The following is a 24,795-nucleotide window of genomic DNA, read 5'->3' on the forward strand; positions in this document are numbered from 1 at the left end:
ATGAAACGCGCTTTATTCAGGCATCTGCAGCGGGCTTGGCGAAATGATCACGCCGTTGTTGTCCGCGTAAACATAGTGACCCGGGTGGAAGGTCACACCCGCGAAGGTCACGGCAACGTTGAGTTCGCCAACACCGCGCCGGTCGGTTTTCATCGGGTGACTGGCCAAGGCTTGAACCCCCAGATCGGTTTGCGCGATGACGTCGACGTCGCGGATGCAACCGTAGACCACCAGCCCTTCCCAACCGTTACTGGCGGCTTTCTCGGCCAGCAGGTCGCCCAAGAGCGCGCGGCGCAGGGAACCGCCACCGTCGACAACCAGCACTTTACCGTTCCCCTTGAGCGCGACTTGCTCCTTGACCAGCGAATTATCTTCGAAACATTTGATGGTCACGATTTCGCCACCGAAAGAATCACGGCCACCGAAATTGCTGAACATCGGTTCCAGCACCTGCACCAGCTCCGGGTAGGCGTCGCACAGGTCAGGCGTGATGTAATGGTTCATCGAGAAACTCCTGTGAAGAGGAAGACAATCGAGTAGGCAGCATACGCGGGCCAAGGCTGAACGGCTGTAAACGCGCCGATCGAAACAGTCACCAAAAGTGACCAGAACCGCTTAATGCGTCATATCTTAGCCGCAAGCCGTTCCGAGCGAAATGCCCTTGTTAGAGCATCAGGCTCAAACTGCTGCGGCTAAATCCGGCTTTCCACCCAGCAAAGGCGTCTGTTGATCCGCCAGCCAACGCGCCACCAACGGCCAGACTTCAGTCTGTGCAGCCTTGCTGACAAGCATTTCCACATGACCGAAATTATCGCCAAAGCCTTGTTCGCGGCCAAGGGTGATGAATTGCTTGTGCTCGGAGCCAACCTGATCGAACAGCTTGCGGCAGGCCCAGGTCGGGTCCTGATGATCGCCCGCGGCACTCACGGCCAACACCGGTAACTGAACCTCGGCCAAACCCGCCCACCAGTCTTTGTCGGCATCGCCAAAACGGCCGAACAACCCGTACCAGCGCATGCTTTCCAGGGCCAGGCCAATTGGCTCGTCCTCCGGGCCGCGCTTGAGCCGTGAACCTGACAGTTGGGCAAATCGCTTGAGAATGAAGCGCCCGCTCCACTCCACAGGCGGAAACTTCAACGGCCAGTAGGTGCGACTGACCTGTGTGCCAAAAAACGCCGCAGACGCGACGACAGGCTCGCCGATGTATTCCCCGCCCAGCGCCGCCGCCAGCGTAATGCCACCCAGCGAGTGACCGATCCAGTGTGGGACCTGGCCGCTTTGTTCGCGCACGAACGCGCCAATGGCCGGCAAATCGTAACGCGCGTAGTCGGCGACGCGGTTCTTGCGATAGTCCTGGTTGCGCTGAGACAGGCCATGACCGCGCATTTCCGGGATCCACACATCGAACCCCAGACGCGTCAGATAAGCCCCCAACCCCAGACCTTTGGGAGAGAACCAGAATCGTCGATTGGAAAAGCTGCCGTGCAACAGAATCACCGGCACACCACGCACCGCCGGCTCATCGGCCAGACCCAGGCGCGTCACAGCCAGTTCGACTGTGCCGTCGGGGCTGTTGCCGGGTTTCAAACGATAGACGTCTTCGCTCAGATCACCGCGCCGCTCGGCGCTGATCAGGGCGACAGGAAATAGGTTGCTGCTGCTTTGCATAATGCTCTTGCACAAAAAAGGGCGGCGTCCAGAGGAGCCCGCCCTACTTGAATATCTAAAAGAGCCGGCCAGTGTGGGAGCGAGCCTGCTCGCGAAGGACGCCAGAACAACGCGTTTATCCCGCAAGTACGCGTTATCGTTTGCGACCATCGCGAGCAGGCTCGCCCCCACAGAGAGCGGCCCGTTCACACCATCAGACCGAAGCCTGACCTTCAGCCAGGAAGAACCACGTTTCCAGCACGGAATCGGGGTTCAGCGAAACGCTTTCGATGCCCTGTTCCATCAGCCATTTGGCCAGATCCGGGTGATCCGAAGGACCCTGACCGCAGATGCCGATGTACTTACCGGCCTTGTTGCACGCTTGAATAGCATTGGCCAGCAGCTTCTTGACCGCAGGATTACGCTCGTCGAACAGGTGCGCGATGATCCCGGAGTCACGGTCCAGGCCCAGTGTCAGCTGAGTCAGGTCGTTGGAGCCGATGGAGAAGCCGTCGAAGAACTCGAGGAACTCTTCCGCGAGGATCGCGTTGGACGGCAGCTCGCACATCATGATGATGCGCAGACCATTCTCGCCGCGGGCCAGGCCATTTTCGGCCAACAGATCGATCACTTGGCTAGCTTCGCCCAGTGTACGGACGAACGGCACCATGATTTCGACGTTGGTCAAGCCCATCTCGTTGCGCACGCGTTTGAGGGCGCGGCACTCGAGTTCAAAGCAGTCGCGGAACGATTCGCTGATGTAACGCGAAGCGCCACGGAAGCCCAGCATCGGGTTCTCTTCTTCCGGCTCGTAGAGTTTGCCGCCGATCAGGTTCGCGTATTCGTTGGACTTGAAGTCCGACAAACGCACGATGACCTTTTTCGGGGTGAACGCAGCGGCCAGGGTGCTGATGCCTTCAACCAGTTTGTCGACATAGAAGCCAACCGGATCGTCGTAACCGGCGATGCGCTTGTCGACGCTGTCCTTGATGTCCTGCGGCAGACCGTCGTAGTTCAACAGCGCTTTGGGGTGAACACCAATCATGCGGTTGATGATGAATTCCAGACGGGCCAGGCCCACACCGGCGTTCGGTAATTGCGCGAAGTCGAAGGCGCGGTCCGGGTTGCCGACGTTCATCATGATCTTGAACGGCAGATCCGGCATGGCATCCACGGAGTTTTTCTTGATGTCGAAGCCCAGTTCGCCTTCGAAGATGTAACCGGTGTCGCCTTCAGCGCAAGAAACGGTCACACCCTGGCCGTCTTTCAACAGCTGAGTGGCGTTGCCGCAACCGACCACGGCCGGGATACCCAGCTCGCGAGCGATGATCGCCGCGTGGCAGGTACGCCCGCCACGGTTGGTGACGATGGCGCTGGCGCGCTTCATGACCGGTTCCCAATCCGGGTCGGTCATGTCGGAAACCAGAACATCACCCGGCTGGACTTTGTCCATTTCGGACACGTCCTTGATGATCCGCACCTTGCCGGCGCCGATGCGCTGGCCGATGGCGCGACCTTCCACCAGCACGGTGCCGGTTTCTTTCAACAGGTAACGTTCCATGACGTTGGCCTGGGTGCGGCTCTTCACGGTTTCTGGACGGGCCTGCACGATGTAGAGCTTGCCGTCATCGCCGTCTTTGGCCCATTCGATGTCCATCGGGCACTTGTAGTGCTTCTCGATGATCATCGCTTGTTTGGCCAGCTCGCTGACTTCGGCGTCGCTCAGGCAGAAACGCGCACGATCAGCCTTGTCCACGTCGATGGTCTTGACCGACTTACCGGCCGTGGCCACTTCGCCGTAGATCATCTTGATGGCTTTGCTGCCCAGGTTGCGACGCAGGATGGCCGGACGACCGGCTTCCAGCGTGCCTTTGTGGACATAGAATTCATCCGGGTTCACCGCGCCTTGTACGACGGTTTCACCCAGGCCGTAAGCGCCGGTGATGAACACCACGTCACGGAAGCCCGATTCGGTATCGAGGGTGAACATCACGCCGGCGGTGCCGGTTTCGGAGCGGACCATGCGCTGCACGCCGGCCGACAGGGCAACCAGCTTGTGGTCGAAGCCCTGGTGGACGCGGTAGGAAATCGCACGGTCGTTGAATAGGGAAGCGAACACTTCTTTGGCGGCGCGAATGACGTTTTCGACACCACGGATGTTCAGGAAAGTTTCCTGCTGGCCAGCGAAGGAAGCGTCCGGCAAGTCTTCGGCGGTAGCGGAAGAGCGCACGGCAACGGCCATGTCAGGGTTGCCGGCCGACAGCGTGGCGAACGCGGTGCGGATCTCGGCGTTGAGCTTCTCGGGAAACTCGGCTTCCATGATCCATTGACGGATCTGGGCGCCGGTTTTGGCCAAGGCGTTGACATCATCGACATCCAGCGCGTCGAGGGCGGCATGGATCTGATCGTTCAGACCGCTCAGTTCCAGGAAGTCACGATATGCCTGAGCTGTCGTGGCGAAGCCACCGGGCACCGATACACCGGCACCTGCAAGGTTACTGATCATCTCGCCCAGGGATGCGTTCTTGCCCCCCACATGCTCTACATCATGGACGCCGAGCTTATCGAGGGAAACTACGTACTCTACCAAGGTGATCTCTCCACTAACTGTGTTGGAAAAGCTCAGAAGCCGGCGACTCGGGGGAGCATTTGCCGGCTGTATGGCCTGGACCTGGAAAATAAGTGAGAATGCTGGCCACTGGCGGCCGACAAATCGCGCCTACTATATCCAAGAATCGTTACTAGCTTAAGGCCCAAGGTGCAAATGAAACGATCTGCTTTCTTTATCTCCGATGGCACGGGCATTACGGCCGAAACCCTCGGTCAAAGCCTGTTGGCGCAGTTCGAAAACATTACCTTCAGCAAAATCACGCGGCCCTACATCGACAACGCGGATAAAGCGCGGGCCATGGTACAACAAATCAACAAAGCCGCCGAAAACGATGGTTTTCGTCCGATTATTTTCGACACCATTGTCAATCAGGACATTCGTGAGATCCTCGCAACGTCCAATGGTTTCATGATTGACATTTTCTCGACCTTCCTGGCTCCGCTGGAACAGGAACTGACCGAGCATTCTTCCTACACCGTCGGCAAATCCCACTCCATCGGTGGCAACTCCAATTACATGGAGCGCATCGAGGCAGTGAACTTCGCCCTCGACAATGACGACGGCGCCCGCACCCACTATTACGACAAGGCCGACCTGATACTAGTGGGCGTGTCGCGATGTGGTAAGACGCCGACGTGCCTGTATATGGCGATGCAATTCGGCATCCGCGCCGCCAATTATCCGCTGACCGAAGACGACATGGAGCGCCTGCAACTGCCAACCGCGCTGCGCGCCCATCATCACAAGCTGTTCGGCCTGACCATCGACCCGGACCGCCTCACGGCGATTCGCAACGAACGCAAGCCCAACAGCCGTTATTCGAGCTACGCGCAATGTGAATTCGAAGTGCGCGAGGTGGAGAATCTGTTTCGCCGCGAGAACATTGCCCACATCAATTCCACGCATTTCTCCGTGGAAGAAATCTCAGCGAAAATTTTAGTAGAGAAAGGTGTGGAGCGGCGGTTCAAGTAATTTCCGGCGCCTGTTCCACCGCCATCGCGGGCAAGCCCGCTCCCACAGGGGTCTGTGTTGAATGCAAAATTTGCAAACAATGGAGAACCTGTGGGAGCGGGCTTGCCCGCGATTGAACGATGACTCGGTGTAACTAGATCACAAACAAATCCACAAACCGGTTCACCGCCGTCTCCTCCCACAGGGATCTATGTTGAATGCAAAATTTGCAAACAATGGAGAACCTGTGGGAGCGAGCCTGCTCGCGATTGAACGATGACGCGGTATAACTAGATCACAAACAAATCCACAAAACGGTTCACCGCCGTCTCCTCCCACAGGGATCTATGTTGAATGCAAAACTTGCAAACAATGGAGAACCTGTGGGAGCGGGCTTGCCCGCGATTGAACGATGACTCGGTGTAACTAGATCACAAACAAATCCACAAACCGGTTGACCGCCATCTCCTCAAGCCGCGTCTGATCCTTGCACAACGCAAAGATCTCGGCACTGCGCTGCGCCGTGAAGCGCGTCGCCAGGTTGGCCTTGAACTTGTCTTCCAGCAGCGCAATACCATCGGTACGACGACGGCGATGGCCGATCGGGTATTCCACCACTACGTTCTCGGTGCTGGAGCCATCCTTGAAAAACACCTGCACCGCGTTGGCGATGGATCGTTTGTCCGGCTCCAGGTATTCGCGGGTGAAGCGTGGGTCTTCGACGATGACCATTTTGTCGCGCAGCACGTCGATGATCGGATGCACGGCGTGGAAGTCGTCTTCATATTGCTCGGCCACCAGATTACCGAACACCAGGGGTACGGCGGTCATGTACTGGATGCAGTGGTCGCGGTCCGCAGCGTTGGCCAGCGGGCCGACCTTGGAGATGATGCGGATCGCCGATTCGTGGGTGGTGATGACGATCCTGTCGATTTCATGCAGGCGATTCCTGACCAATGGGTGGAGGGTAACGGCGGCCTCGCAGGCGGTTTGCGCGTGAAACTCGGCGGGAAAGCTGATCTTGAACAGCACGTTTTCCATCACGTAACTGCCGAACGGCCGGGAAAAGCTGAAGGCACGTTTGTCTTCAGGCTTGAGCGCCAGATCGTTGTTGGTGTGGCTGAACAGTACGTCGTAGAAACCCCATTGTTTGGCGGTCAGCACACCGGGAATGCCCATCTCCCCGCGCATCGCAATGTCCGCCAGACGCACGCCACGACTGGACGCATCCCCCGCTGCCCAGGATTTACGCGACCCGGCATTCGGCGCATGCCGATAAGTGCGCAGCGCCTGGCCATCGGCAAAGGCATGGGACAACGCCGACAGCAGTTGCTCGCGATTGGCGCCCATGAGCTTGGCGGTAACGGCGGTCGAGGCGACTTTCACCAGGATGACGTGGTCGATGCCGACGCGGTTGAACGAGTTTTCCAATGCGATCACGCCCTGAATTTCGTGAGCCATGATCATGGCGTCCAGCACCACGCGAATGGTCAGCGGGGTATCACCATTGGCCAGGCGTTTTTGCGACAGGTGATCGGCCACCGCGAGAATGGCGCCGAGGTTATCGGACGGATGACCCCATTCGGCGGCGAGCCAGGTGTCGTTGTAATCGAGCCAGCGGACGATGCAACCGATATCCCAGGCGGCTTTGACCGGATCGAGACGGTAACTGGTGCCCGGCACGCGAGCGCCAAAAGGGACGACAGTGCCTTCGACGATAGGTCCAAGGTGTTTGGTGCATTCGGGGAAACGCAGGGCCAGCAGACCGCAGCCGAGGGTGTCCATCAGGCAATTGCGGGCGGTATCCAGCGCCTCGGCAGATTCGGTTTTGAAGTTGAGGACGTAGTCGGCGATGTCCTGCAGGACCGTGTCGTAGTCGGGGCGGTTGTTCAGGTCGACGTTGGCGCTCATGTTCGATTCACTCGGTCAGTGGTTCGCTGATGGGACCTCGGTTCAGGATCAATCTTAGTGGGTAACGCCATTCTTGTTATTGAAATGCAGTCCACTGTGGGAGCGAGCTTGCTCGCGATAGCGGTGAATCAGCCAACGTAGATGTTGAATGTGAAGGCCTCATCGCGGGCAAGTCGGATCGCCGCACCGCCGCTCCCACAGGGTTTTGGGTGACTTCTAAATTCAAGTTAGAAACAATCCCCCGGCACGCGAACATAACCTTCCATCAACACCCGCGCACTGCGGCTCATGATGGCTTTGTTCACGGTCCATTCATCGTTGACCTGAGTGGCCTCGGCGCCCACGCGCAAGGTGCCGGAGGGATGACCGAAGCGCACGGCGTTGCGCTCGATGCCGCCCGCCGCCAGGTTCACCAACGTGCCGGAAATCGCCGCTGCCGTGCCGATGGCCACCGCTGCCGTGCCCATCATCGCGTGGTGCAGTTTGCCCATGGACAGCGCACGCACCAGCAAGTCAATGTCGATGGCCGCAATCGCCTTGCCGCTGGACGCAATGTAATCCGCCGGTTTGGCGACGAACGCCACCTTTGGTGTGTGCTGACGCTTGGCCGCTTCGTCCAGGTGCTGAATCAGCCCCATGCGCAGCGCGCCGTAAGCGCGGATGGTTTCGAACATCGCCAGGGCCTTCAGGTCGCCGTTGATCGCGCCTTGCAATTCGGTGCCGGTGTAGCCGATGTCTTCGGCATTGATGAAAATGGTCGGAATGCCGGCGTTGATCAGGGTCGCCTTGAGCGTACCGACGCCCGGCACTTCGAGGTCATCCACCAGATTGCCGGTGGGGAACATCGAACCACCGCCCCCCTCTTCTTCCGCCGCCGGGTCCATGAATTCGAGCTGCACTTCGGCCGCCGGAAAGGTCACGCCGTCGAGTTCGAAATCGCCGGTTTCCTGGACCTCGCCGTTAGTGATCGGCACATGGGCGATGATGGTCTTGCCGATGTTGGCCTGCCACACGCGCACCACCGCCACACCGTTGTGTGGAATGCGGCTGGCATCCACCAGGCCATTGCTGATGGCGAACGAACCGACTGCCGCCGACAGGTTGCCGCAGTTGCCGCTCCAGTCGACGAAAGGCTTGTCGATGGAGACCTGACCGAACAGGTAATCGACGTCATGATCGGCCTTAATGCTTTTCGACAGGATCACGGTTTTGCTGGTGCTCGAAGTGGCGCCGCCCATGCCGTCGATCTGCTTGTCGTACGGGTCGGGACTGCCGATCACTCGCAGCAACAACGCATCGCGAGCCGGCCCTGGAATCTGTGCCGCTTCGGGCAGGTCTTTCAGGCTGAAGAACACGCCTTTGCTGGTGCCGCCGCGCATGTAGGTGGCGGGGATTTTAATTTGAGGTGCGTTAGCCATTGGTGCTCCTACTCCTTATCGTAAAAGCAGGCAGACACAGGCCTGATATCCCGTGTCCGCACTTCGAGATTTAAACGGCGACCGCCGATTCTTCGAGGAAGTCCTGAGCGAAACGCTGCAACACGCCGCCGGCCTCGTAGATCGACACTTCTTCGGCGGTGTCGAGGCGGCAGGTCACCGGCACTTCGACGCGCTCACCATTTTTGCGGTTGATCACCAGCGTCAGCGTCGCACGCGGGGTGCGGTCGCCGATCACGTCGTAGGTTTCGCTGCCGTCGATGGCCAGAGTGTGACGATCGGTGCCCGATTTGAACTCCAACGGCAGCACGCCCATGCCCACCAGGTTGGTGCGGTGAATGCGCTCGAAACCTTCAGCGGCGATCGCTTCCACACCCGCCAGACGCACACCTTTGGCCGCCCAGTCGCGGGACGAACCCTGACCATAGTCTTGGCCTGCGATGATGATCAGCGGCTGCTTGCGCTCCATGTAGGTTTCGATCGCTTCCCACATGCGCATGACCTGGCCTTCCGGCTCGACTCGCGCCAGGGAACCCTGCTTGACCTTGCCGTTTTCCTGAACCATTTCATTGAACAGTTTCGGGTTGGCGAACGTCGCGCGCTGCGCGGTCAAATGGTCGCCGCGGTGGGTGGCGTAGGAGTTGAAGTCTTCTTCCGGCAGGCCCATTTTCGCCAGGTATTCACCGGCGGCGCTGTCGAGCATGATTGCGTTGGAAGGCGACAGGTGATCGGTGGTGATGTTGTCCGGCAGCACCGCCAGCGGGCGCATGCCCTTGAGCGGACGAGCGCCGGCCAGCGCGCCTTCCCAATACGGCGGACGACGGATGTAGGTGCTCATTTCGCGCCAGTCATACAGCGGCGTTACCTTCGGACCGGTGTCTTCGTGGATGGCAAACATCGGAATGTACACCTGGCGGAACTGCTCCGGTTTGACCGAAGCTTTCACCACCGCGTCGATTTCTTCGTCGCTCGGCCAGATGTCTTTCAGGCGGATTTCCTTGCCGCTCGCGTCCAGGCCCAGCACATCTTTTTCGATGTCAAAACGAATGGTCCCGGCGATGGCGTACGCGACCACCAAGGGCGGCGAAGCCAGGAATGCGTTTTTGGCGTACGGGTGAATCCGCCCGTCGAAGTTACGGTTACCGGAGAGTACGGCCGTGGCGTACAGATCGCGGTCGATGATTTCCTGCTGGATCACCGGGTCCAGTGCGCCGGACATGCCGTTGCACGTGGTGCAAGCGAAGGCCACGACGCCGAAGCCGAGTTGCTCCAGTTCTTTAGTCAGCCCGGCTTCATCCAGATACAGCGCCACGGTTTTCGAGCCCGGCGCCAGCGAGGATTTGACCCACGGCTTGCGGCTCAGCCCGAGCTTGTTGGCGTTGCGCGCCAGCAGGCCCGCGGCAATCACGTTGCGTGGGTTGCTGGTGTTGGTGCAACTGGTGATGGCGGCGATGATCACCGCGCCGTCCGGCATCTGGCCGGGCACGTCATCCCACTGGCCGGAGATGCCTTGCGCCGCGAGATCGGACGTAGCGACACGGGCGTGCGGGTTGCTCGGGCCGGCCATGTTGCGCACCACCGAGGACAGGTCGAAGCTCAGCCCGCGCTCGTACTGCGCGCCTTTCAGGCTGTCGGCCCAGAGGCCGGTCTGCTTGGCGTAGTTCTCCACAAGCTGCACTTGCTCGTCTTCACGGCCGGTGAGTTTCAGGTAGTCGATGGTCTGCTGGTCGATGTAGAACATTGCCGCCGTGGCGCCGTATTCCGGGGCCATATTGGAAATGGTCGCGCGGTCGCCCAAGGTCAGCGCCGAAGCCCCTTCACCGAAAAACTCCAGCCATGCGCCGACGACTTTTTGTTTGCGCAGGTATTCGGTCAGCGCCAGCACCATGTCGGTGGCGGTGATGCCCGGTTGCAGTTTGCCAGTGAGTTCGACACCGACGCTTTCCGGCAGACGCATCCACGATGCGCGACCGAGCATCACGCTTTCCGCTTCCAGGCCACCAACACCAATGGCGATCACGCCCAGCGCATCGACGTGCGGGGTGTGGCTGTCGGTGCCGACGCAGGTATCGGGGAAGGCCACGCCGTCACGCACCTGAATCACCGGCGACATTTTCTCCAGGTTGATCTGGTGCATGATCCCGTTGCCCGGCGGGATCACATCGACGTTCTTGAAGGCTTTTTTGGTCCAGTTGATGAAGTGAAAACGGTCTTCGTTGCGACGGTCTTCGATGGCGCGGTTCTTCTCGAACGCCTCGGGATCGAAGCCACCGCGTTCAACGGCCAGGGAGTGGTCAACGATCAACTGCGTCGGCACCACCGGGTTCACTTGCGCCGGATCGCCACCTTGCAGGGCGATGGCATCGCGCAGGCCGGCGAGGTCGACCAGAGCGGTCTGGCCAAGAATGTCGTGGCACACCACGCGGGCCGGGAACCACGGGAAATCGAGATCGCGTTTGCGCTCGATGAATTGCTTCAGGGATTCGGTGAGCGTGGCCGGGTCGCAGCGACGCACGAGGTTTTCCGCCAGCACGCGGGAGGTGTACGGCAGGGTGTCGTAGGCGCCGGGCGCAATGGCATCGACCGCCGCGCGGACGTCGAAATAATCCAGATGGCTGCCGGGCAGCGGTTTGCGGAATTCAGTGTTCATCGTCAGGACTCGGTCACGGTGGTTTCAAAGGGTGGGCGCCTGGCATTCGGTTTGAATTCAACACAACCCCTGTGGGAGCGGGCTTGCCCGCGATTGCGGTGGGTCAGGCGACATTTATGTCGAATGTGACTCCGTCATCGCGGGCAAGCCCGCTCCCACAGGGATTTGCGTAACGTTCAAATCCCTGTGTCAGGCCTCCCCCAGTCAGCGTTGTTCGATTGGCACGAACTTGCGCTGTTCGACGCCGACGTATTCGGCACTCGGGCGGATGATGCGGTTGTTGGCACGTTGTTCGAACACATGCGCCGCCCAGCCGGTCAGGCGCGAGCAGACGAAGATCGGTGTGAACAACTTGGTCGGAATGCCCATGAAGTGGTACGTCGACGCATGGTAGAAGTCGGCGTTCGGGAACAGTTTCTTCTGCTCCCACATGGTCTTGTCGATGGCTTCGGAAACCGGGAACAACACGGTGTCGCCGACTTCGTCTGCGAGTTTTTTCGACCAGCCCTTGATCACCTCGTTGCGCGGATCGTTGTCCTTATAGATCGCGTGGCCGAAGCCCATGATCTTGTCCTTGCGCTCGAGCATGCCGAGGGTGCCTTTGATCGCTTCTTCCGGCGAGCTGAAGCGCTCGATCATTTCCATTGCCGCTTCGTTGGCGCCGCCGTGCAGCGGACCGCGCAGCGAGCCAATGGCCGCCGTGACGCAGGAGTACATGTCCGACAGGGTCGATGCACAAACCCGTGCGGTGAACGTCGAGGCGTTGAACTCGTGTTCCGCGTAGAGGATCAGCGAAACGTTCATCACTTTGACGTGCAACTCGCTCGGTTTCTTGTCGTGCAGCAGGTGCAGGAAATGGCCGCCGATGCAGGCTTCGTCGGTCACGCAATTGATGCGTTTGCCGTCGTGGCTGAAGCGATACCAGTAGCACATGATCGCCGGGAACGCGGCCAGCAGGCGGTCGGTCACGTCGTGTTGTTCGGAGAAGTCTTTCTCCGGTTCGATGTTGCCCAGGAACGAGCAACCGGTGCGCATAACGTCCATCGGGTGGGCGTCGGCGGGGATGCGTTCCAGCACTTCTTTCAGCGCTTGCGGCAGGTCGCGCAGCTTGCTCAGTTTCTCGGTGTAGGCAGCGAGTTGCGCTTTGGTTGGCAGCTCCCCGTACAGCAGCAGGTAAGCCACTTCTTCGAATTGTGCGTCAGCCGCCAGTTCGCGAACGTCATAGCCGCGATAGGTCAGGCCTGCGCCCGACTGGCCCACGGTGGACAGTGCGGTTTGTCCGGCAACCTGGCCACGGAGCCCGGCGCCACTGAGTACTTTTGCTTCGGCCATTGCTGTCTCCAGTTTTCTTGAATTTGTTAGGGAATCGGCAAATTGTGTTTCATCAGGTTCTTTGTGATGCCGAAAGATCGCAGCCTCGCTGCGATCTCTTGATCTTCATTTCTTCGCCGCAAACAACGCATCGAGCTTTTGCTCGAAGGTGTGGTAGTCAATGCGATCGTAAAGCTCCATGCGCGTCTGCATGGTGTCGATGACGTTCTGTTGCGTGCCGTCGCGGCGGATCGCGGTGTAGACGTTTTCCGCGGCTTTGTTCATCGCGCGGAACGCCGACAGCGGGTACAGCACCAGCGACACATCGGCTGCGGCGAGCTGCTCGGTGGTGTACAGCGGCGTCGCGCCAAATTCGGTGATGTTGGCCAGGATCGGCGCTTTCACGCGGCTGGCGAACAGCTTGTACATCTCAAGCTCGGTGATGGCTTCCGGGAACACCATGTCGGCGCCGGCTTCGATGCATGCGGCCGCGCGTTCCAGCGCAGATTCAAGACCTTCCACCGCCAGGGCGTCGGTGCGGGCCATGATCACGAAGCTGTCGTCGGTCCGGGCATCGACGGCCGCTTTGATGCGGTCGACCATTTCCTGCAGCGAGACGATCTCTTTATTAGGACGATGACCGCAGCGCTTGGCGCCGACCTGGTCTTCGATGTGAATCGCCGCCGCGCCGAACTTGATCATCGACTTCACGGTACGGGCGACGTTGAACGCCGAAGAACCGAAACCGGTGTCCACGTCCACCAACAGCGGCAAGTCGCAGACGTCAGTGATCCGACGTACGTCGGTCAGCACGTCATCCAGACCGGTAATCCCCAGATCAGGCACGCCCAGAGAGCCGGCAGCCACCCCGCCACCCGACAGGTAAATAGCCTTGAAACCGGCGCGCTTGGCCAGCAGTGCGTGGTTGGCGTTGATCGTGCCGACCACTTGCAGCGGATGTTCGCTGGCGACCGCATCGCGGAAACGCTGGCCTGGAGTGCTCTTGTTGGAACTCATGACTCACCTCGTTCAGTGGCTGTCGGGTTAGCGCCGTCCTGGTAGTGACGGGCGATATTGCGTTTGGAGGCGCCGATGTGACGACGCATCAACAACTCGGCCAATTCACCGTCACGGTCGGCGATGGCATCGAGAATTCGGTGGTGTTCGGCAAACGCCTGGCGCGGCCGATTGGGCGTGGTGGAAAACTGGATGCGGTACATGCGCACCAGTTGATAGAGCTCACCGCACAGCATCTGGGTCAGGGTGCGGTTGCCGCTGCCCTGGATGATCCGGTAATGAAAGTCGAAATCGCCTTCCTGCTGGTAGTAGCCGACACCGGCCTGAAACGCCGCATCGCGCTCATGGGTTTCCAGCACCCGACGCAGTTCGTCGATTTCTTCGACTGTCATGCGTTCAGCCGCCAGACGGCACGCCATGCCTTCCAGGGATTCACGAATTTCGTAGAGTTCCAGCAATTCAGCGTGGCTCAGCGACACCACCCGCGCCCCGACGTGCGGCACGCGAACCAGCAGGCGCTGGCCTTCCAGACGGTGAATCGCCTCACGCAACGGCCCACGGCTGATGCCGTAGGTGCGCGCCAGCTCCGGCTCGGAGATCTTGCTGCCCGGGGCGATCTCGCCTTTGACGATGGCCGCCTGAATGCGTCGGAAGACGTTTTCGGAAAGTGTTTCCGAGTCGTCCTGAACTGTGACCGGGGGATCGAGTTGATCCAGCATATTGTCGACACCTTTAAAAGCAATGCCGCAAAAACTAGCGAATATGGCCGGTTACGTCAAAGGATAATTCGACATTGTCGACAATCGTCTAATAACCCGCTGCACCATAAGGAAGCAACACCTCAAGTTATAGCCGTCGGCCAACGCTGGCGCCATATACCCACCGTGCTAGAATGCCGCCCGCATTTGCTTGTCATCTGCATTGCCTGTCATAAAAATCGGATAGGCATACGAGGGAGCTTGTGCAGCAATGCCAGGGCCTTGAATTGAAGAACGGACCGCTGCGCACCAGGATTTATGAGACTCAAGCCCTTCACCACATTTCTTTGTCTTTTTGGCCTGCCAGGTTTCGCCGCGGCAGGGGAAAAGACTGTGTACGGCCTCAATGAGTACGCTTCGCTGGATGGCATCAATCTGCAAGTCGCCGCCAAACTCGACACCGGGGCGAAAACCGCTTCGCTGAGTGCTCGCGACATCAAACGTTTTAAACGCAATGGCGAGTCCTGGGTGCGCTTCTATCTGGCTATCGACGCCGCGCATTCGCACCCGATCGAACGACCGCTGGCCCGTGTCAGCAAGATCAAGCGCCGGGCCGGTGACTACGACCCGGAAGAAGGCAAGAAGTACACCGCCCGTCCGGTCATCGAGCTGGATATCTGCATGGGTTCGGCGTTACGCAGCATCGAAGTGAACTTGACCGACCGCAGCGCCTTCCAATACCCGCTCTTGATCGGCTCCGAGGCACTCAAACGTTTCGATGCGCTGGTCGACCCCAGTCTTAAATACGCTGCTGGCAAACCCGCCTGCGCCACCGACGCACATACCGCAGAGTAATTCCAATGCGCTCTCTTACCCTCCATCTGAAATTGCTGATCGCCATCCTGGTGGTGCTGGGCATTTCAGTTACGGCCTATCAGATTTTCGTGCTCGGAATTCCGGTGACCGAAGACGCTACCGACGACTTGTGGAACATCGACGCCAAGGTCGAGTTCGTCGCCAACGCCAAGGATCCGATCAAGATCCAGATGTTCGTGCCGCCGCTGAGCCGCGACTACGTGAGCCTCAACGAGAGTTTCATTTCCAATAACTACGGCGTGGCGGTGAACCGTGTCGACGGCAACCGCAAGGTCACCTGGTCGGCGCGTCGGGCCAAGGGCAACCAGACCCTTTATTACCGTCTGGTGTTGACCAAGCGCTACAGCGGTGAAAAATCCAAGGTCAAAGGCCCGACCTTCCGCGACAGCATCACCGTCGAAGGTCCTGAAAAAATTGCCGCCGAAGGCCTGCTCGCGCCGATCCGCCAGCATTCGGCCGACGTCGAAACGTTCATTGGCGAAGCCATCAAGCGTGTCAACAACCTCAACGACGACAACGTAAAACTGCTGCTGGCCGGCGATCCGTCCACCGCGAACAAAGCCAAAATCGTCGAGCTGGTACTGTCCATCGCCCACGTGCCGGTGGAAAAGGTTCACACCGTTCGCCTGGTGGCCGATCAGCCGCAAATCCCTGAACTCTGGTTGCGCAGCTTCAACGGCACCGACTGGCTGTACTTCAACCCGGAAACCGGCGAACAGGGCCTGCCCACCGACCGCTTGCTGTGGTGGACGGGCGATGAAAACCTGATCACCGTCGATGGCGGCAAAAAAGCCAATGTCACCTTCAGCCTGAACAACAGCGAAATGAACGCCATTCGCCTGGCCAAGCTGACCGACGAAAACTCCGACGCCAACTTCCTCGACTACTCGCTGTACGGCCTGCCGCTGCAAACCCAGCAAACCTTCATGATCATGGTGATGATCCCGATCGGCGTGCTGGTGATCCTGATCCTGCGCAACCTGATCGGCATTCAGACGCTCGGCACCTTTACCCCGGTGCTGATCGCCCTCGCCTTCCGGGAAACCCAGCTCGGCTTCGGTATTGTGCTGTTTACAATCATTACGGCGCTGGGGCTGTCGCTACGCTCCTACCTTGAACACTTGAAGCTGCAAATGTTGCCGAGGCTGTCGGTGGTACTGACCTTCGTGGTGGTGCTGATCGCGGCGATCAGCCTGTTCAGCCATAAACTCGGCCTGGAGCGCGGCTTGTCGGTGGCGCTGTTCCCGATGGTGATTCTGACCATGACCATCGAACGCCTGTCGATCACCTGGGAAGAGCGCGGTGGCGGCCATGCCATGAAAGTGGCGATCGGCACGTTGTTCGCCGCCTCCCTGGCGCACTTGATCATGAGCGTGCCTGAGTTGGTGTACTTCGTATTCACCTTCCCGGCGATCCTGCTGATCCTGGTGGGTTTCATGCTGGCCATGGGTCGCTATCGCGGTTATCGCCTGACCGAACTGGTGCGTTTCAAGGCTTTCCTGAAGAAGGCTGAAGCCTGATGTTCGGTCTCTGGAAGACCTGGAAAGCCCTGGAGGCCCGGGGCATCATGGGGATCAATCGGCGCAACGCAGACTACGTGCTCAAGTACAACAAGCGCAGCCTGTACCCGATCGTCGATGACAAGATCATCACCAAGGAGCGCGCCATCGCCGCCGGCATCCACGTGCCGGAACTGTACGGCGTGATCTCCACCGAGAAGGAAATCGACAACCTCGGCGAGATCATCGGCGGGCGTACCGATTTCGTGGTCAAACCCGCCCAGGGCGCCGGCGGTGACGGCATTATTGTAATTGCCGACCGCTTCGAGGGCCGCTATCGCACGGTGTCGGGCAAGATCATCAGCCATGAGGAAATCGAGCACCATATTTCCAGCATCCTCACCGGCCTGTATTCCCTCGGCGGTCACCGTGACCGCGCGCTGATCGAATACCGCGTGACCCCGGACCAGATCTTCAAAAGCATCAGCTATGAAGGTGTGCCGGACATTCGCATCATCGTGCTGATGGGCTATCCGGTGATGGCCATGTTGCGCTTGCCGACCCGCCAGTCTGGCGGCAAGGCCAACCTGCACCAAGGCGCCATCGGCGTCGGTGTCGATCTGGCTACAGGCCTGACATTGCGCGGCACCTGGCTGAACAACATCATCAATAAACACCCGGACACCACCAACGCAGTGGACGGCGTGCAACTGCCCTACTGGGACGGTTTCATGAAGCTCGCGGCCGGCTGCTATGAGCTGTGCGGGTTGGGTTACATCGGTGTCGATATGGTGCTCGACCAGGAAAAAGGCCCGCTGATTCTTGAGCTTAACGCCCGGCCCGGGCTGAACATTCAAATCGCCAACGATTGCGGGTTGACGTTGCGTACCCACGCAGTCGAAGCGCGACTGGAAGAATTACAGGCCCGCGGGATCATCGAAACAGCGCAGGAACGCGTGGAGTTCGTTCAGGAAATGTTTGGGCATATTCCTGCGGTTGAGGGTTGATCCGAGACCGAGGCGCTGCCATCGCGAGCAGGCTCGCTCCCACAAGGACCACGCTCAACCCTGTGGGAGCGAGCCTGCTCGCGATGGCTGACTGGCCGTCACTGAAGCTCTCAACCTGCCAATCCCCGACATCCCCTCTAGGAGCAAATCCTGCAGAGGACTACAATCGCTCCCCCGCCTCGATGGCTGATCTGCCCCGCCCATGTTGACCTGTTCCGTACACCCGCTGCCCTATCGCGCCAACCCCGCCGAGTACTTCGCGGCGATTCGTCATGCCCCCGGCGCCGTGCTGCTCGACAGCGGCCGGCCGAGCGCCGAGCGTGGGCGTTATGACCTGCTCAGCGCCTGGCCGCTGGAGCAACTGGCCGTGTTACCGGATGAAAGCGGCAACCATTTCCTGCAACGCCTTCGCGACAATCTGACGCGACTCGGCGAAGCCACTGTTCCTTTCGACCTGCCTTTCGCCGGTGGCCTGATCGGTTATCTGAGCTACGACTTCGGCCGGCATCTGGAAAACCTGCCGAACCAGGCACGGGACGACCTGCAATTGCCCGACGCACGTTTTGGGCTGTACGACTGGGCCCTGATCAGTGATCACCACTTGGCCACCAGCCAACTGGTGTTCCACCCGGCGCTGATCGACAGCGAACGACAGCGGCTGATCGAACTGTTCACGCAACCTGCACCTCAGCAAATCGAGCCTTTCAAACTGGACGGCCCGATGAGTGCCGACCTGAGCGCCGATGACTATCGACAAGCCTTCGAACGCATTCAGCAGTACATCCAGGCCGGCGACTGCTATCAGGTCAACTTCGCCCAGCGCTTTCGCGCGCAATGCCAGGGCGACCCATGGGCCGCGTACTGCGCGCTGCGGGCGGCGTGCCCGACACCGTTTTCCGGCTTCCAGAGCCTGCCCGACGGCGACGCCGTGCTGAGCCTGTCGCCGGAGCGCTTCGTCAAAGTCAGCGAGCGTCACGTTGAAACCCGCCCGATCAAAGGCACCCGCCCCCGCGGCCTGACTGCTGCTGAAGATGCGGCGAACGCCGCCGAACTACTGGCCAGCCCCAAAGATCGCGCGGAAAACCTGATGATCGTCGATCTGCTGCGCAACGACCTCGGCCGTACCTGCCGCATCGGCTCGGTGCGGGTGCCGGAGTTGTTCAGTCTGGAAAGCTACCCGAACGTTCATCACCTGGTGAGCAGCGTTACCGGCGAGCTGGCGGATGACAAGGATGCGCTGGATTTGATCGCCGGCAGCTTCCCCGGCGGCTCGATTACCGGCGCACCAAAGATTCGCGCGATGCAGATCATTGATGAGCTGGAACCGACCCGTCGTGGGTTGTACTGCGGTTCATTGCTGTACCTGGACGTGCGCGGCGAGATGGACAGCTCCATCGCCATCCGCAGTTTGCTGGTCAAGGATGGGCAGGTGTGTTGCTGGGGTGGCGGCGGGATCGTCGCAGATTCGGACTGGCAGGCGGAATATCAGGAATCGATTACCAAGGTGAAGGTACTGCTCGATACCTTGCAAAATCTTTAAAAGCATCGCGGGAGCCCGCTCCCACAGGTTATGTGTCGATCAACACAAATCCTGTGGGAGCGGGCTTGCCCGCGATGGGGCCATCCCTGACGACTACAAACTCAACGCCCGATTCGAAGCCTTGATGAACTCTTGCTTCAACTCGGCAAAACTGTGCACCGCCGGGAACTGTGGAAATTCGCGAATCACATTGTCCGGCGCATGGAACAGAATCCCCGCATCGGCTTCGCCCAGCATCGTCGTGTCGTTGTAGGAATCCCCCGCCGCGATCACCCGATAGTAGAGGCTCTTGAACGCCAGCACCGACTGACGCTTGGGATCTTTCTGACGCAACTGATAGCCCGTGACCCGACCGGCATCGTCGGTAATCAGACGATGGCAAAGCAAGGTCGGGAAGCCCAGTTGACGCATCAGCGGCTGGGAAAACTCGTAAAAGGTGTCTGACAGAATCACCACCTGAAAGCGCTCACGCAGCCAGTCGACGAATTCGCTGGCGCCGTCCAGAGGCTTGAGCGTGGCGATCACTTCCTGGATGTCGGAAAGCTTCAGGCCATGTTCGTCGAGAATCCGCAACCGCTGCTTCATCAACACGTCGTAGTCGGGAATGTCCCGAGTGGTGGCCCTGAGGGAGTCAATCCCGGTTTTTTCGGCAAAGGCGATCCAGATTTCCGGGACCAGCACACCTTCAAGATCCAGACAGGCAATTTCCACAAGACACTCCCATTTTGTACTGTTTATTGAGTCGAGCGAGCAAAAGGACTGCCGAACTCTAGCGACTCGTCCTTCTCTGTGCAACGCAGAGGGCGCACCAGCCGCCGCAGGATTTTGTTACCATCAGGCACATATAGAGCGCCCAGCGCCACCGACCTGTAGGAAGCCGCCCTGATGAGCCCATCGTTCGATGTCGTGGAACTCGCCACGACCTATACCAACAAATCCGCCCAGGACATCCTGAAACTCGCGTTCGCCGAGTTCGGCGATGACCTGTGGATCTCTTTCAGCGGCGCCGAGGATGTGGTGCTGGTGGACATGGCCTGGAAGCTGAACAAGAACGTCAAAGTGTTCAGCCTCGACACCGGCCGCTTGCACCCCGAGACCTACCGCTTCATCGAACAGGTGCGCGAGCACTACAAGATCGATATCGAAGTGGTATCGCCGGACTACACCAAGCTCGAACCTTTCGTGAAGGAAAAGGGCTTGTTCAGTTTCTACAAGGACGGCCATGGCGAGTGCTGCGGCATCCGCAAGATCGAGCCGTTGCGTCGCAAGCTCTCGGGTGTGACCGCTTGGGCCACCGGCCAGCGTCGGGACCAGAGCCCGGGCACCCGCAGTGCGGTCGCGGTGCTGGAAATCGATACCGCGTTCTCGACCCCGGAACGCACCCTGTACAAATTCAACCCGCTGGCGCAAATGACCAGCGAAGAGATCTGGGGCTACATCCGCATGCTGGAGCTGCCGTACAACAGCCTGCATGAGCGCGGCTTTATCAGCATCGGCTGCGAGCCTTGCACCCGCCCGGTATTGCCGAACCAGCATGAGCGCGAAGGTCGTTGGTGGTGGGAAGAAGCCACGCAGAAAGAATGCGGGCTGCATGCCGGAAACATCATCAGCAAATCCAAAGCGTAATCCCCGCCCCGCCCACGTCAATCCCCTGTGGGAGCGGGCTTGCTCGCGAAGGCGGACTGTCAGTCAACATCAGTGTTGAATGTGACTGCCTCTTCGCGAGCAAGCCCGCTCCCACACTGGTCCTGGGTCAATCCGGATAATTGTGTACACAGAAATGTCACCGTAAGTGCCATATCTGTATGCACTTTTAGTTTAAGCGCCCCAAAAAGTTACATCTCCCCGTCCTGACTTCCTCAGTCGAACACTGCCACAAAACCCCGGCAAAAATAAATACCTGTTCAATTGGTCAACTTATATCGCCATTGTTTCAGCTACTTAGCTTCAATAAATAACAAATAGAAATAAGCGTTAAATTTTATAGATCACTGGATGGCATAGATTTGGCTTAAGTGAGCATATGTTTTGTATACAATTAAATTCAAAACATACACACACTTTATATCCGCAGCCTGAAGCGCCCTATCCCGTACAGGCTGCAGATGCCCCGTAACCAATGATGCTCTTCCGCCGCGACGAAGATTTGTCGAGTTCATGCTCATGCACAGTCATCGCGGCAACGAGCTTCAGGAGCCTGCCGGAATGCGTACTAGCCTCTCCAATAACAACATCGCGCTGGATCTGCCCTCCCCACCTTCCACCTCCGCCATTCATGATCAAACATTTCAACCACCCGTGGTACTCAGCCCTCGCCTGCACAACAAGGACCTGGCGCCGACCAAGGCTGAAGGCCGGCGTTGGGGTCGTTACAGTATCTTTGCCCTGTGGACCAACGACGTGCACAACATTGCCAACTACTCCTTCGCCATTGGTCTGTATGCACTGGGGCTGGGCGGCTGGCAGATTCTGCTATCCCTGGGAATCGGCGCGGCGCTGGTGTATTGCTTCATGAACCTTTCCGGTTACATGGGCCAGAAAACCGGTGTGCCGTTTCCGGTGATCAGCCGGATCAGTTTCGGTATCCACGGGGCGCAGATTCCGGCATTGATTCGCGCCGTTATCGCCATTGCCTGGTTCGGGATTCAGACATACCTGGCGTCAGTGGTCTTTCGCGTTTTGTTGACGGCGGTGCACCCCGGCTTCGCCGATTACGACCACAACTCGATCCTCGGGCTGTCGAGCCTGGGTTGGGTATGTTTCGTGGCGATCTGGTTCGTGCAGTTGGCGATCCTGGCCTATGGCATGGAAATGGTTCGACGCTACGAGGCGTTTGCCGGCCCGGTGATTTTGCTGACCGTCGCCTCCCTTGCCGGGTGGATGTACTTCCAGGCCAACGCAACTATCGCCTGGTCGATTCGCGAGCCGCTGAGCGGTGGCGAGATGTGGCGCAACATCTTTGCGGGTGGCGCATTGTGGCTGTCGATCTACGGCACGCTGATCCTGAATTTCTGCGACTTCGCCCGCTCCTCGCCGTGCCGAAAGACCATCCGGGTGGGTAACTTCTGGGGTCTGCCCGTCAACATTCTGGTATTCGCCGGGATCACGGTCCTACTGTGCGGTGCGCAATTTCAGATCAATGGCCGGATCATCGAAAGCCCGACGGAGATCATCGCGTCGATTCCCAACACCTTCTTTCTGGTACTCGGTTGCCTGGCGTTTCTGATTGTCACCGTGGCGGTGAACATCATGGCCAACTTCGTGGCCCCGGCCTTCGTACTGAGTAACCTGGCGCCCAAGTACCTGACCTTCCGCCGCGCCGGGCTGATCAGTGCGACCATCGCGGTGCTGATCCTGCCGTGGAACCTCTACAACAGCCCGCTGGTGATCGTCTATTTCTTGTCCGGCCTCGGAGCCCTGCTCGGCCCGTTGTACGGGGTGATCATGGTCGACTACTGGCAGGTACGAAAAGGCCGGATCAACGTGCCGCAGCTGTACAGCGAAGATCCCAATGGCGATTATTACTACAGTCATGGGGTCAATTTGCGTGCCGTGGCGGCGTTCATTCCGGCTGCCTTGATCGCCATTATCCTGGCCCTGGTGCCAGGTTTCGACAGCATTTCACCGTTCTCCTGGCTGATTGGCGCCGGGATTGCCGGGATGCTCTACCTGATCATCGCCAAACGGCAGCGTTACTACGCAGATGTCAGCGGTGAAGCCATCGCGGTCGATAACGTCAGCCATTGATCCCCGGGCGGCCTGGCAACGTCGGGCCGCAGAACCACTTCGCTATAAAAGGACCTCCCATGCGAATTCTCGTGGTCAACGTCAACACCACCGAATCCATTACCCAGGCCATTGCCCGTCAGGCTCAATCCGTGGCCTCACCCGGCACCGAAATCATCGGCCTGACCCCGCATTTTGGTGCCGACTCTATCGAAGGCAATTTCGAAAGTTATCTGGCTGCTATCGCGGTGATGGATCGGGTCATGTCCTACGATCAGCCCTTCGATGCGGTCATCCAGGCCGGTTATGGCGAGCACGGCCGCGAAGGTTTGCAGGAGCTACTTAACGTGCCGGTAGTGGACATCACCGATGCCGGCGCCAGCACCGCGATGTTCCTCGGGCACGCCTATTCAGTGGTCACCACCCTTGACCGCACCGTGCCGCTGATCGAGGATCGCCTCAAACTGTCCGGGCTCTGGGACCGTTGTGCGTCGGTACGGGCCAGCGGGTTGGCGGTGCTGGAACTGGAGTCCGATCCAGAGCGTGCGCTGGAGGCAATTGTTCGCCAGGCGGAACTGGCGGTGAGTGAAGACAAGGCCGAGGTGATCTGCCTGGGCTGCGGCGGCATGGCCGGGTTGGATGAGCAGATTCGTCAGCGCACCGGTGTGCCGGTGGTGGATGGTGTGACGGCGGCTGTGACCATTGCCGAATCGCTGGTGCGGCTGGGGTTGTCGACGTCGAAAGTGCGGACGTATGCGACGCCTCGGCCGAAGACCATTATTGGTTGGCCGGGGCGGTTTGGCAGATAGACCGCGTTATCGTTCATCGCGGGCAAGCCACACTCCCACAGGGTTTTGTGTCGTTTACATCATTACGATACGACTCAAAACCCTGTGGGAGCGAGGCTTGCCCGCGATGGCCACACCTCGGCCTCAAGCCAGGTTCAAAGCGCACTGAACCGCTGCCCCAACCCCTGCTCCGCAAACTGCTCGATAATGAAATCGACAAACGCCCGGGTCTTGCCCGGTAGCAGTTTGTGTTCGGCGTAATAGATGGAGATGTTGCCGTCATCGACGTACCAGTCAGGCAACACCCGCTGTAACGCCCCGGTATCCAGATAACCCACGGCAAATGGCATGCTCACCAACGCAATGCCCAACCCCTGAGCCGCCGTGGCGCAGGCAGCTTCCGAATCGCTCATGGTCATCCGGGCCTTGAGTGTCAGCGGGCTGTGTTGCCGGGCGCGACTGGTCAACTGCCAGGAACGCACGCGCCCCGTCTGCGGCGAGCGTATCAAGATGCCGTCGTGGTGTTTGAGGTCGTCGGGCTCGACGATCGTCTCGTGCCCCGCGAGGTACTCGGCTGAAGCCACCAATACCCGATGGGCGGGCGTCAACTTGCGTGCCACCACGCCTTGGGGCAGCTCGAATCCGCCACCAATTGCCGCATCGAAACCCTGGCCGATCAGGTCGACCTGGCGGTTATCGAAATGCCAGTCCGGGTTGATCGCCGGAAAACGCCGCAGAAACTCTCCCAGCAACGGCACGATGTACAAACGCCCGAACACCGTCCCCATACTGACCTTGAGCGTGCCTGCCGGACGTCCTTCGGCACTGGCCAGGTTGGCCACGGCATTCTGGATCGTGTGCAGGCTGGCGCTGACTTCGCCGAGAAACAGCTGACCGGCCTCGGTGAGCGTCAAGCTACGCGTGCTGCGCTGGAAAAGCCGCACACCCAGTCGCGCCTCCAGCTTGGCAACGCTTTTTCCAACCGCTGCGGGCGTCAGACTCAAGCGCCGCGCCGCTTCCGCGAAGCTGCCGACCTCGGCGCTGCGCACGAAGCATTCGATACTGCTGAAGGTTTCCATAAGCGTCACTATAAACTTTTGGTTTACACAGACTATAGCAATGACGGT

At 59.3% G+C, this 24,795-nt stretch carries 19 protein-coding genes; 8 read left to right on the top strand and 11 right to left on the bottom strand.

Annotated features, from left to right (window positions below; all coding sequences use genetic code 11):
• Nucleotides 1-12: 12 nt before the first annotated feature.
• From rraA to ppsA, 3 genes are all read right to left on the bottom strand, one after another.
• Entirely contained in the window at nucleotides 13-504 is a 492-nt protein-coding gene (gene rraA / locus AB3226_RS05150; protein WP_367372276.1) for a ribonuclease E activity regulator RraA, read from the bottom strand.
• Between the two features lie 174 nt (nucleotides 505-678).
• Nucleotides 679-1,668: an alpha/beta fold hydrolase gene (locus AB3226_RS05155; protein ID WP_367372277.1), complete on the bottom strand. Its 990-nt coding sequence runs from the start codon at nucleotides 1,666-1,668 to the stop codon at nucleotides 679-681.
• Between the two features lie 193 nt (nucleotides 1,669-1,861).
• Nucleotides 1,862-4,237 (bottom strand): phosphoenolpyruvate synthase, encoded by a 2,376-nt coding sequence (ppsA, locus tag AB3226_RS05160; RefSeq protein WP_367372278.1) that lies wholly within the window; start codon nucleotides 4,235-4,237, stop codon nucleotides 1,862-1,864.
• Between the two features lie 174 nt (nucleotides 4,238-4,411).
• Between ppsA and AB3226_RS05165 the strand changes: the two genes are divergently transcribed.
• On the top strand, nucleotides 4,412-5,230 hold the full coding sequence (locus AB3226_RS05165) for a pyruvate, water dikinase regulatory protein (RefSeq protein WP_007902088.1): 819 nt from the start codon (nucleotides 4,412-4,414) through the stop codon (nucleotides 5,228-5,230).
• 405 nt (nucleotides 5,231-5,635) lie between these two features.
• Here AB3226_RS05165 and prpD read toward each other — a convergent pair whose 3' ends face one another.
• The 6 genes from prpD to AB3226_RS05195 all read right to left on the bottom strand — a co-directional run bounded on the left by prpD (nucleotide 5,636) and on the right by AB3226_RS05195 (nucleotide 14,250).
• On the bottom strand, nucleotides 5,636-7,120 hold the full coding sequence (gene prpD / locus AB3226_RS05170; RefSeq protein WP_367372279.1) for a 2-methylcitrate dehydratase: 1,485 nt from the start codon (nucleotides 7,118-7,120) through the stop codon (nucleotides 5,636-5,638).
• A gap of 227 nt (nucleotides 7,121-7,347) precedes the next feature.
• The gene (gene prpF / locus AB3226_RS05175; protein ID WP_367372280.1) at nucleotides 7,348-8,538 is read right to left on the bottom strand and encodes a 2-methylaconitate cis-trans isomerase PrpF; all 1,191 of its coding nucleotides are present in this window, start codon (nucleotides 8,536-8,538) and stop codon (nucleotides 7,348-7,350) included.
• Nucleotides 8,539-8,608: 70 nt separating this feature from the next.
• Nucleotides 8,609-11,206, bottom strand: a complete 2,598-nt coding sequence (gene acnD / locus AB3226_RS05180; protein WP_367372281.1) for a Fe/S-dependent 2-methylisocitrate dehydratase AcnD — start codon at nucleotides 11,204-11,206, stop codon at nucleotides 8,609-8,611.
• Nucleotides 11,207-11,410: 204 nt separating this feature from the next.
• Nucleotides 11,411-12,538: a 2-methylcitrate synthase gene (prpC, locus tag AB3226_RS05185; RefSeq protein WP_367372282.1), complete on the bottom strand. Its 1,128-nt coding sequence runs from the start codon at nucleotides 12,536-12,538 to the stop codon at nucleotides 11,411-11,413.
• A 105-nt stretch (nucleotides 12,539-12,643) separates the two neighbouring features.
• Nucleotides 12,644-13,534: a methylisocitrate lyase gene (gene prpB / locus AB3226_RS05190; protein WP_038979899.1), complete on the bottom strand. Its 891-nt coding sequence runs from the start codon at nucleotides 13,532-13,534 to the stop codon at nucleotides 12,644-12,646.
• Complete coding sequence (locus tag AB3226_RS05195) at nucleotides 13,531-14,250, bottom strand: GntR family transcriptional regulator (RefSeq protein ID WP_172901229.1); 720 nt, start codon at nucleotides 14,248-14,250, stop codon at nucleotides 13,531-13,533. The genes prpB and AB3226_RS05195 overlap by 4 nt, the downstream gene beginning before the upstream one ends.
• 300 nt (nucleotides 14,251-14,550) lie before the next feature.
• Between AB3226_RS05195 and AB3226_RS05200 the strand changes: the two genes are divergently transcribed.
• From AB3226_RS05200 to pabB, 4 genes are all read left to right on the top strand, one after another.
• Nucleotides 14,551-15,087 (top strand): ATP-dependent zinc protease, encoded by a 537-nt coding sequence (locus tag AB3226_RS05200; RefSeq protein ID WP_258621002.1) that lies wholly within the window; start codon nucleotides 14,551-14,553, stop codon nucleotides 15,085-15,087.
• 5 nt (nucleotides 15,088-15,092) lie between these two features.
• Nucleotides 15,093-16,628 carry an inactive transglutaminase family protein gene (locus AB3226_RS05205; RefSeq protein WP_367372283.1) on the top strand — a complete coding sequence of 512 codons (1,536 nt, stop codon included), beginning with the start codon at nucleotides 15,093-15,095 and terminating at the stop codon, nucleotides 16,626-16,628.
• The gene (locus tag AB3226_RS05210) at nucleotides 16,628-17,614 is read left to right on the top strand and encodes an alpha-L-glutamate ligase-like protein (RefSeq protein WP_367372284.1); all 987 of its coding nucleotides are present in this window, start codon (nucleotides 16,628-16,630) and stop codon (nucleotides 17,612-17,614) included. The genes AB3226_RS05205 and AB3226_RS05210 overlap by 1 nt, the downstream gene beginning before the upstream one ends.
• A 202-nt stretch (nucleotides 17,615-17,816) precedes the next feature.
• Entirely contained in the window at nucleotides 17,817-19,154 is a 1,338-nt protein-coding gene (pabB, locus tag AB3226_RS05215) for an aminodeoxychorismate synthase component I (protein WP_367372285.1), read from the top strand.
• 93 nt (nucleotides 19,155-19,247) lie between these two features.
• Here pabB and thrH read toward each other — a convergent pair whose 3' ends face one another.
• Nucleotides 19,248-19,865, bottom strand: a complete 618-nt coding sequence (thrH, locus tag AB3226_RS05220) for a bifunctional phosphoserine phosphatase/homoserine phosphotransferase ThrH (protein WP_305426105.1) — start codon at nucleotides 19,863-19,865, stop codon at nucleotides 19,248-19,250.
• Between the two features lie 174 nt (nucleotides 19,866-20,039).
• Between thrH and AB3226_RS05225 the strand changes: the two genes are divergently transcribed.
• From AB3226_RS05225 to AB3226_RS05235, 3 genes are all read left to right on the top strand, one after another.
• Nucleotides 20,040-20,780 carry a phosphoadenylyl-sulfate reductase gene (locus AB3226_RS05225; protein WP_367372286.1) on the top strand — a complete coding sequence of 247 codons (741 nt, stop codon included), beginning with the start codon at nucleotides 20,040-20,042 and terminating at the stop codon, nucleotides 20,778-20,780.
• Between the two features lie 579 nt (nucleotides 20,781-21,359).
• Nucleotides 21,360-22,901 (top strand): NCS1 family nucleobase:cation symporter-1, encoded by a 1,542-nt coding sequence (locus tag AB3226_RS05230; RefSeq protein WP_367372287.1) that lies wholly within the window; start codon nucleotides 21,360-21,362, stop codon nucleotides 22,899-22,901.
• A 59-nt stretch (nucleotides 22,902-22,960) separates the two neighbouring features.
• Nucleotides 22,961-23,689: an aspartate/glutamate racemase family protein gene (locus AB3226_RS05235; RefSeq protein WP_123360060.1), complete on the top strand. Its 729-nt coding sequence runs from the start codon at nucleotides 22,961-22,963 to the stop codon at nucleotides 23,687-23,689.
• Nucleotides 23,690-23,823: 134 nt separating this feature from the next.
• On the opposite strand, the gene AB3226_RS05240 is transcribed toward AB3226_RS05235, so the two are convergent.
• A complete protein-coding gene (locus AB3226_RS05240; protein WP_367372288.1) occupies nucleotides 23,824-24,747 on the bottom strand; it encodes a LysR family transcriptional regulator in 924 nt (307 codons plus the stop codon).
• Between the last annotated feature and the right edge of the window lie 48 nt (nucleotides 24,748-24,795).

It is taken from the genome of Pseudomonas lini, from assembly GCF_964063345.1.
Classification (GTDB): Bacteria; Pseudomonadota; Gammaproteobacteria; order Pseudomonadales; family Pseudomonadaceae; genus Aquipseudomonas; species Aquipseudomonas lini_B.

Excerpts from the sequence above, each read along its gene's own strand:
- AB3226_RS05165 (WP_007902088.1), top strand. The coding sequence starts at position 4,412 with ATGAAACGATCTGCTTTCTTTATCTCCGATGGCACGGGCATTACGGCC.
- acnD (WP_367372281.1), bottom strand. The coding sequence starts at position 11,206 with ATGAACACTGAATTCCGCAAACCGCTGCCCGGCAGCCATCTGGATTAT.
- AB3226_RS05210 (WP_367372284.1), top strand. The coding sequence starts at position 16,628 with ATGTTCGGTCTCTGGAAGACCTGGAAAGCCCTGGAGGCCCGGGGCATC.
- AB3226_RS05155 (WP_367372277.1), bottom strand. The coding sequence starts at position 1,668 with ATGCAAAGCAGCAGCAACCTATTTCCTGTCGCCCTGATCAGCGCCGAG.
- prpB (WP_038979899.1), bottom strand. The coding sequence starts at position 13,534 with ATGAGTTCCAACAAGAGCACTCCAGGCCAGCGTTTCCGCGATGCGGTC.
- AB3226_RS05200 (WP_258621002.1), top strand. The coding sequence starts at position 14,551 with ATGAGACTCAAGCCCTTCACCACATTTCTTTGTCTTTTTGGCCTGCCA.
- AB3226_RS05205 (WP_367372283.1), top strand. The coding sequence starts at position 15,093 with ATGCGCTCTCTTACCCTCCATCTGAAATTGCTGATCGCCATCCTGGTG.
- prpD (WP_367372279.1), bottom strand. The coding sequence starts at position 7,120 with ATGAGCGCCAACGTCGACCTGAACAACCGCCCCGACTACGACACGGTC.
- prpF (WP_367372280.1), bottom strand. The coding sequence starts at position 8,538 with ATGGCTAACGCACCTCAAATTAAAATCCCCGCCACCTACATGCGCGGC.
- AB3226_RS05235 (WP_123360060.1), top strand. The coding sequence starts at position 22,961 with ATGCGAATTCTCGTGGTCAACGTCAACACCACCGAATCCATTACCCAG.
- AB3226_RS05240 (WP_367372288.1), bottom strand. The coding sequence starts at position 24,747 with ATGGAAACCTTCAGCAGTATCGAATGCTTCGTGCGCAGCGCCGAGGTC.
- rraA (WP_367372276.1), bottom strand. The coding sequence starts at position 504 with ATGAACCATTACATCACGCCTGACCTGTGCGACGCCTACCCGGAGCTG.
- AB3226_RS05225 (WP_367372286.1), top strand. The coding sequence starts at position 20,040 with ATGAGCCCATCGTTCGATGTCGTGGAACTCGCCACGACCTATACCAAC.
- AB3226_RS05230 (WP_367372287.1), top strand. The coding sequence starts at position 21,360 with ATGCGTACTAGCCTCTCCAATAACAACATCGCGCTGGATCTGCCCTCC.
- prpC (WP_367372282.1), bottom strand. The coding sequence starts at position 12,538 with ATGGCCGAAGCAAAAGTACTCAGTGGCGCCGGGCTCCGTGGCCAGGTT.
- pabB (WP_367372285.1), top strand. The coding sequence starts at position 17,817 with ATGTTGACCTGTTCCGTACACCCGCTGCCCTATCGCGCCAACCCCGCC.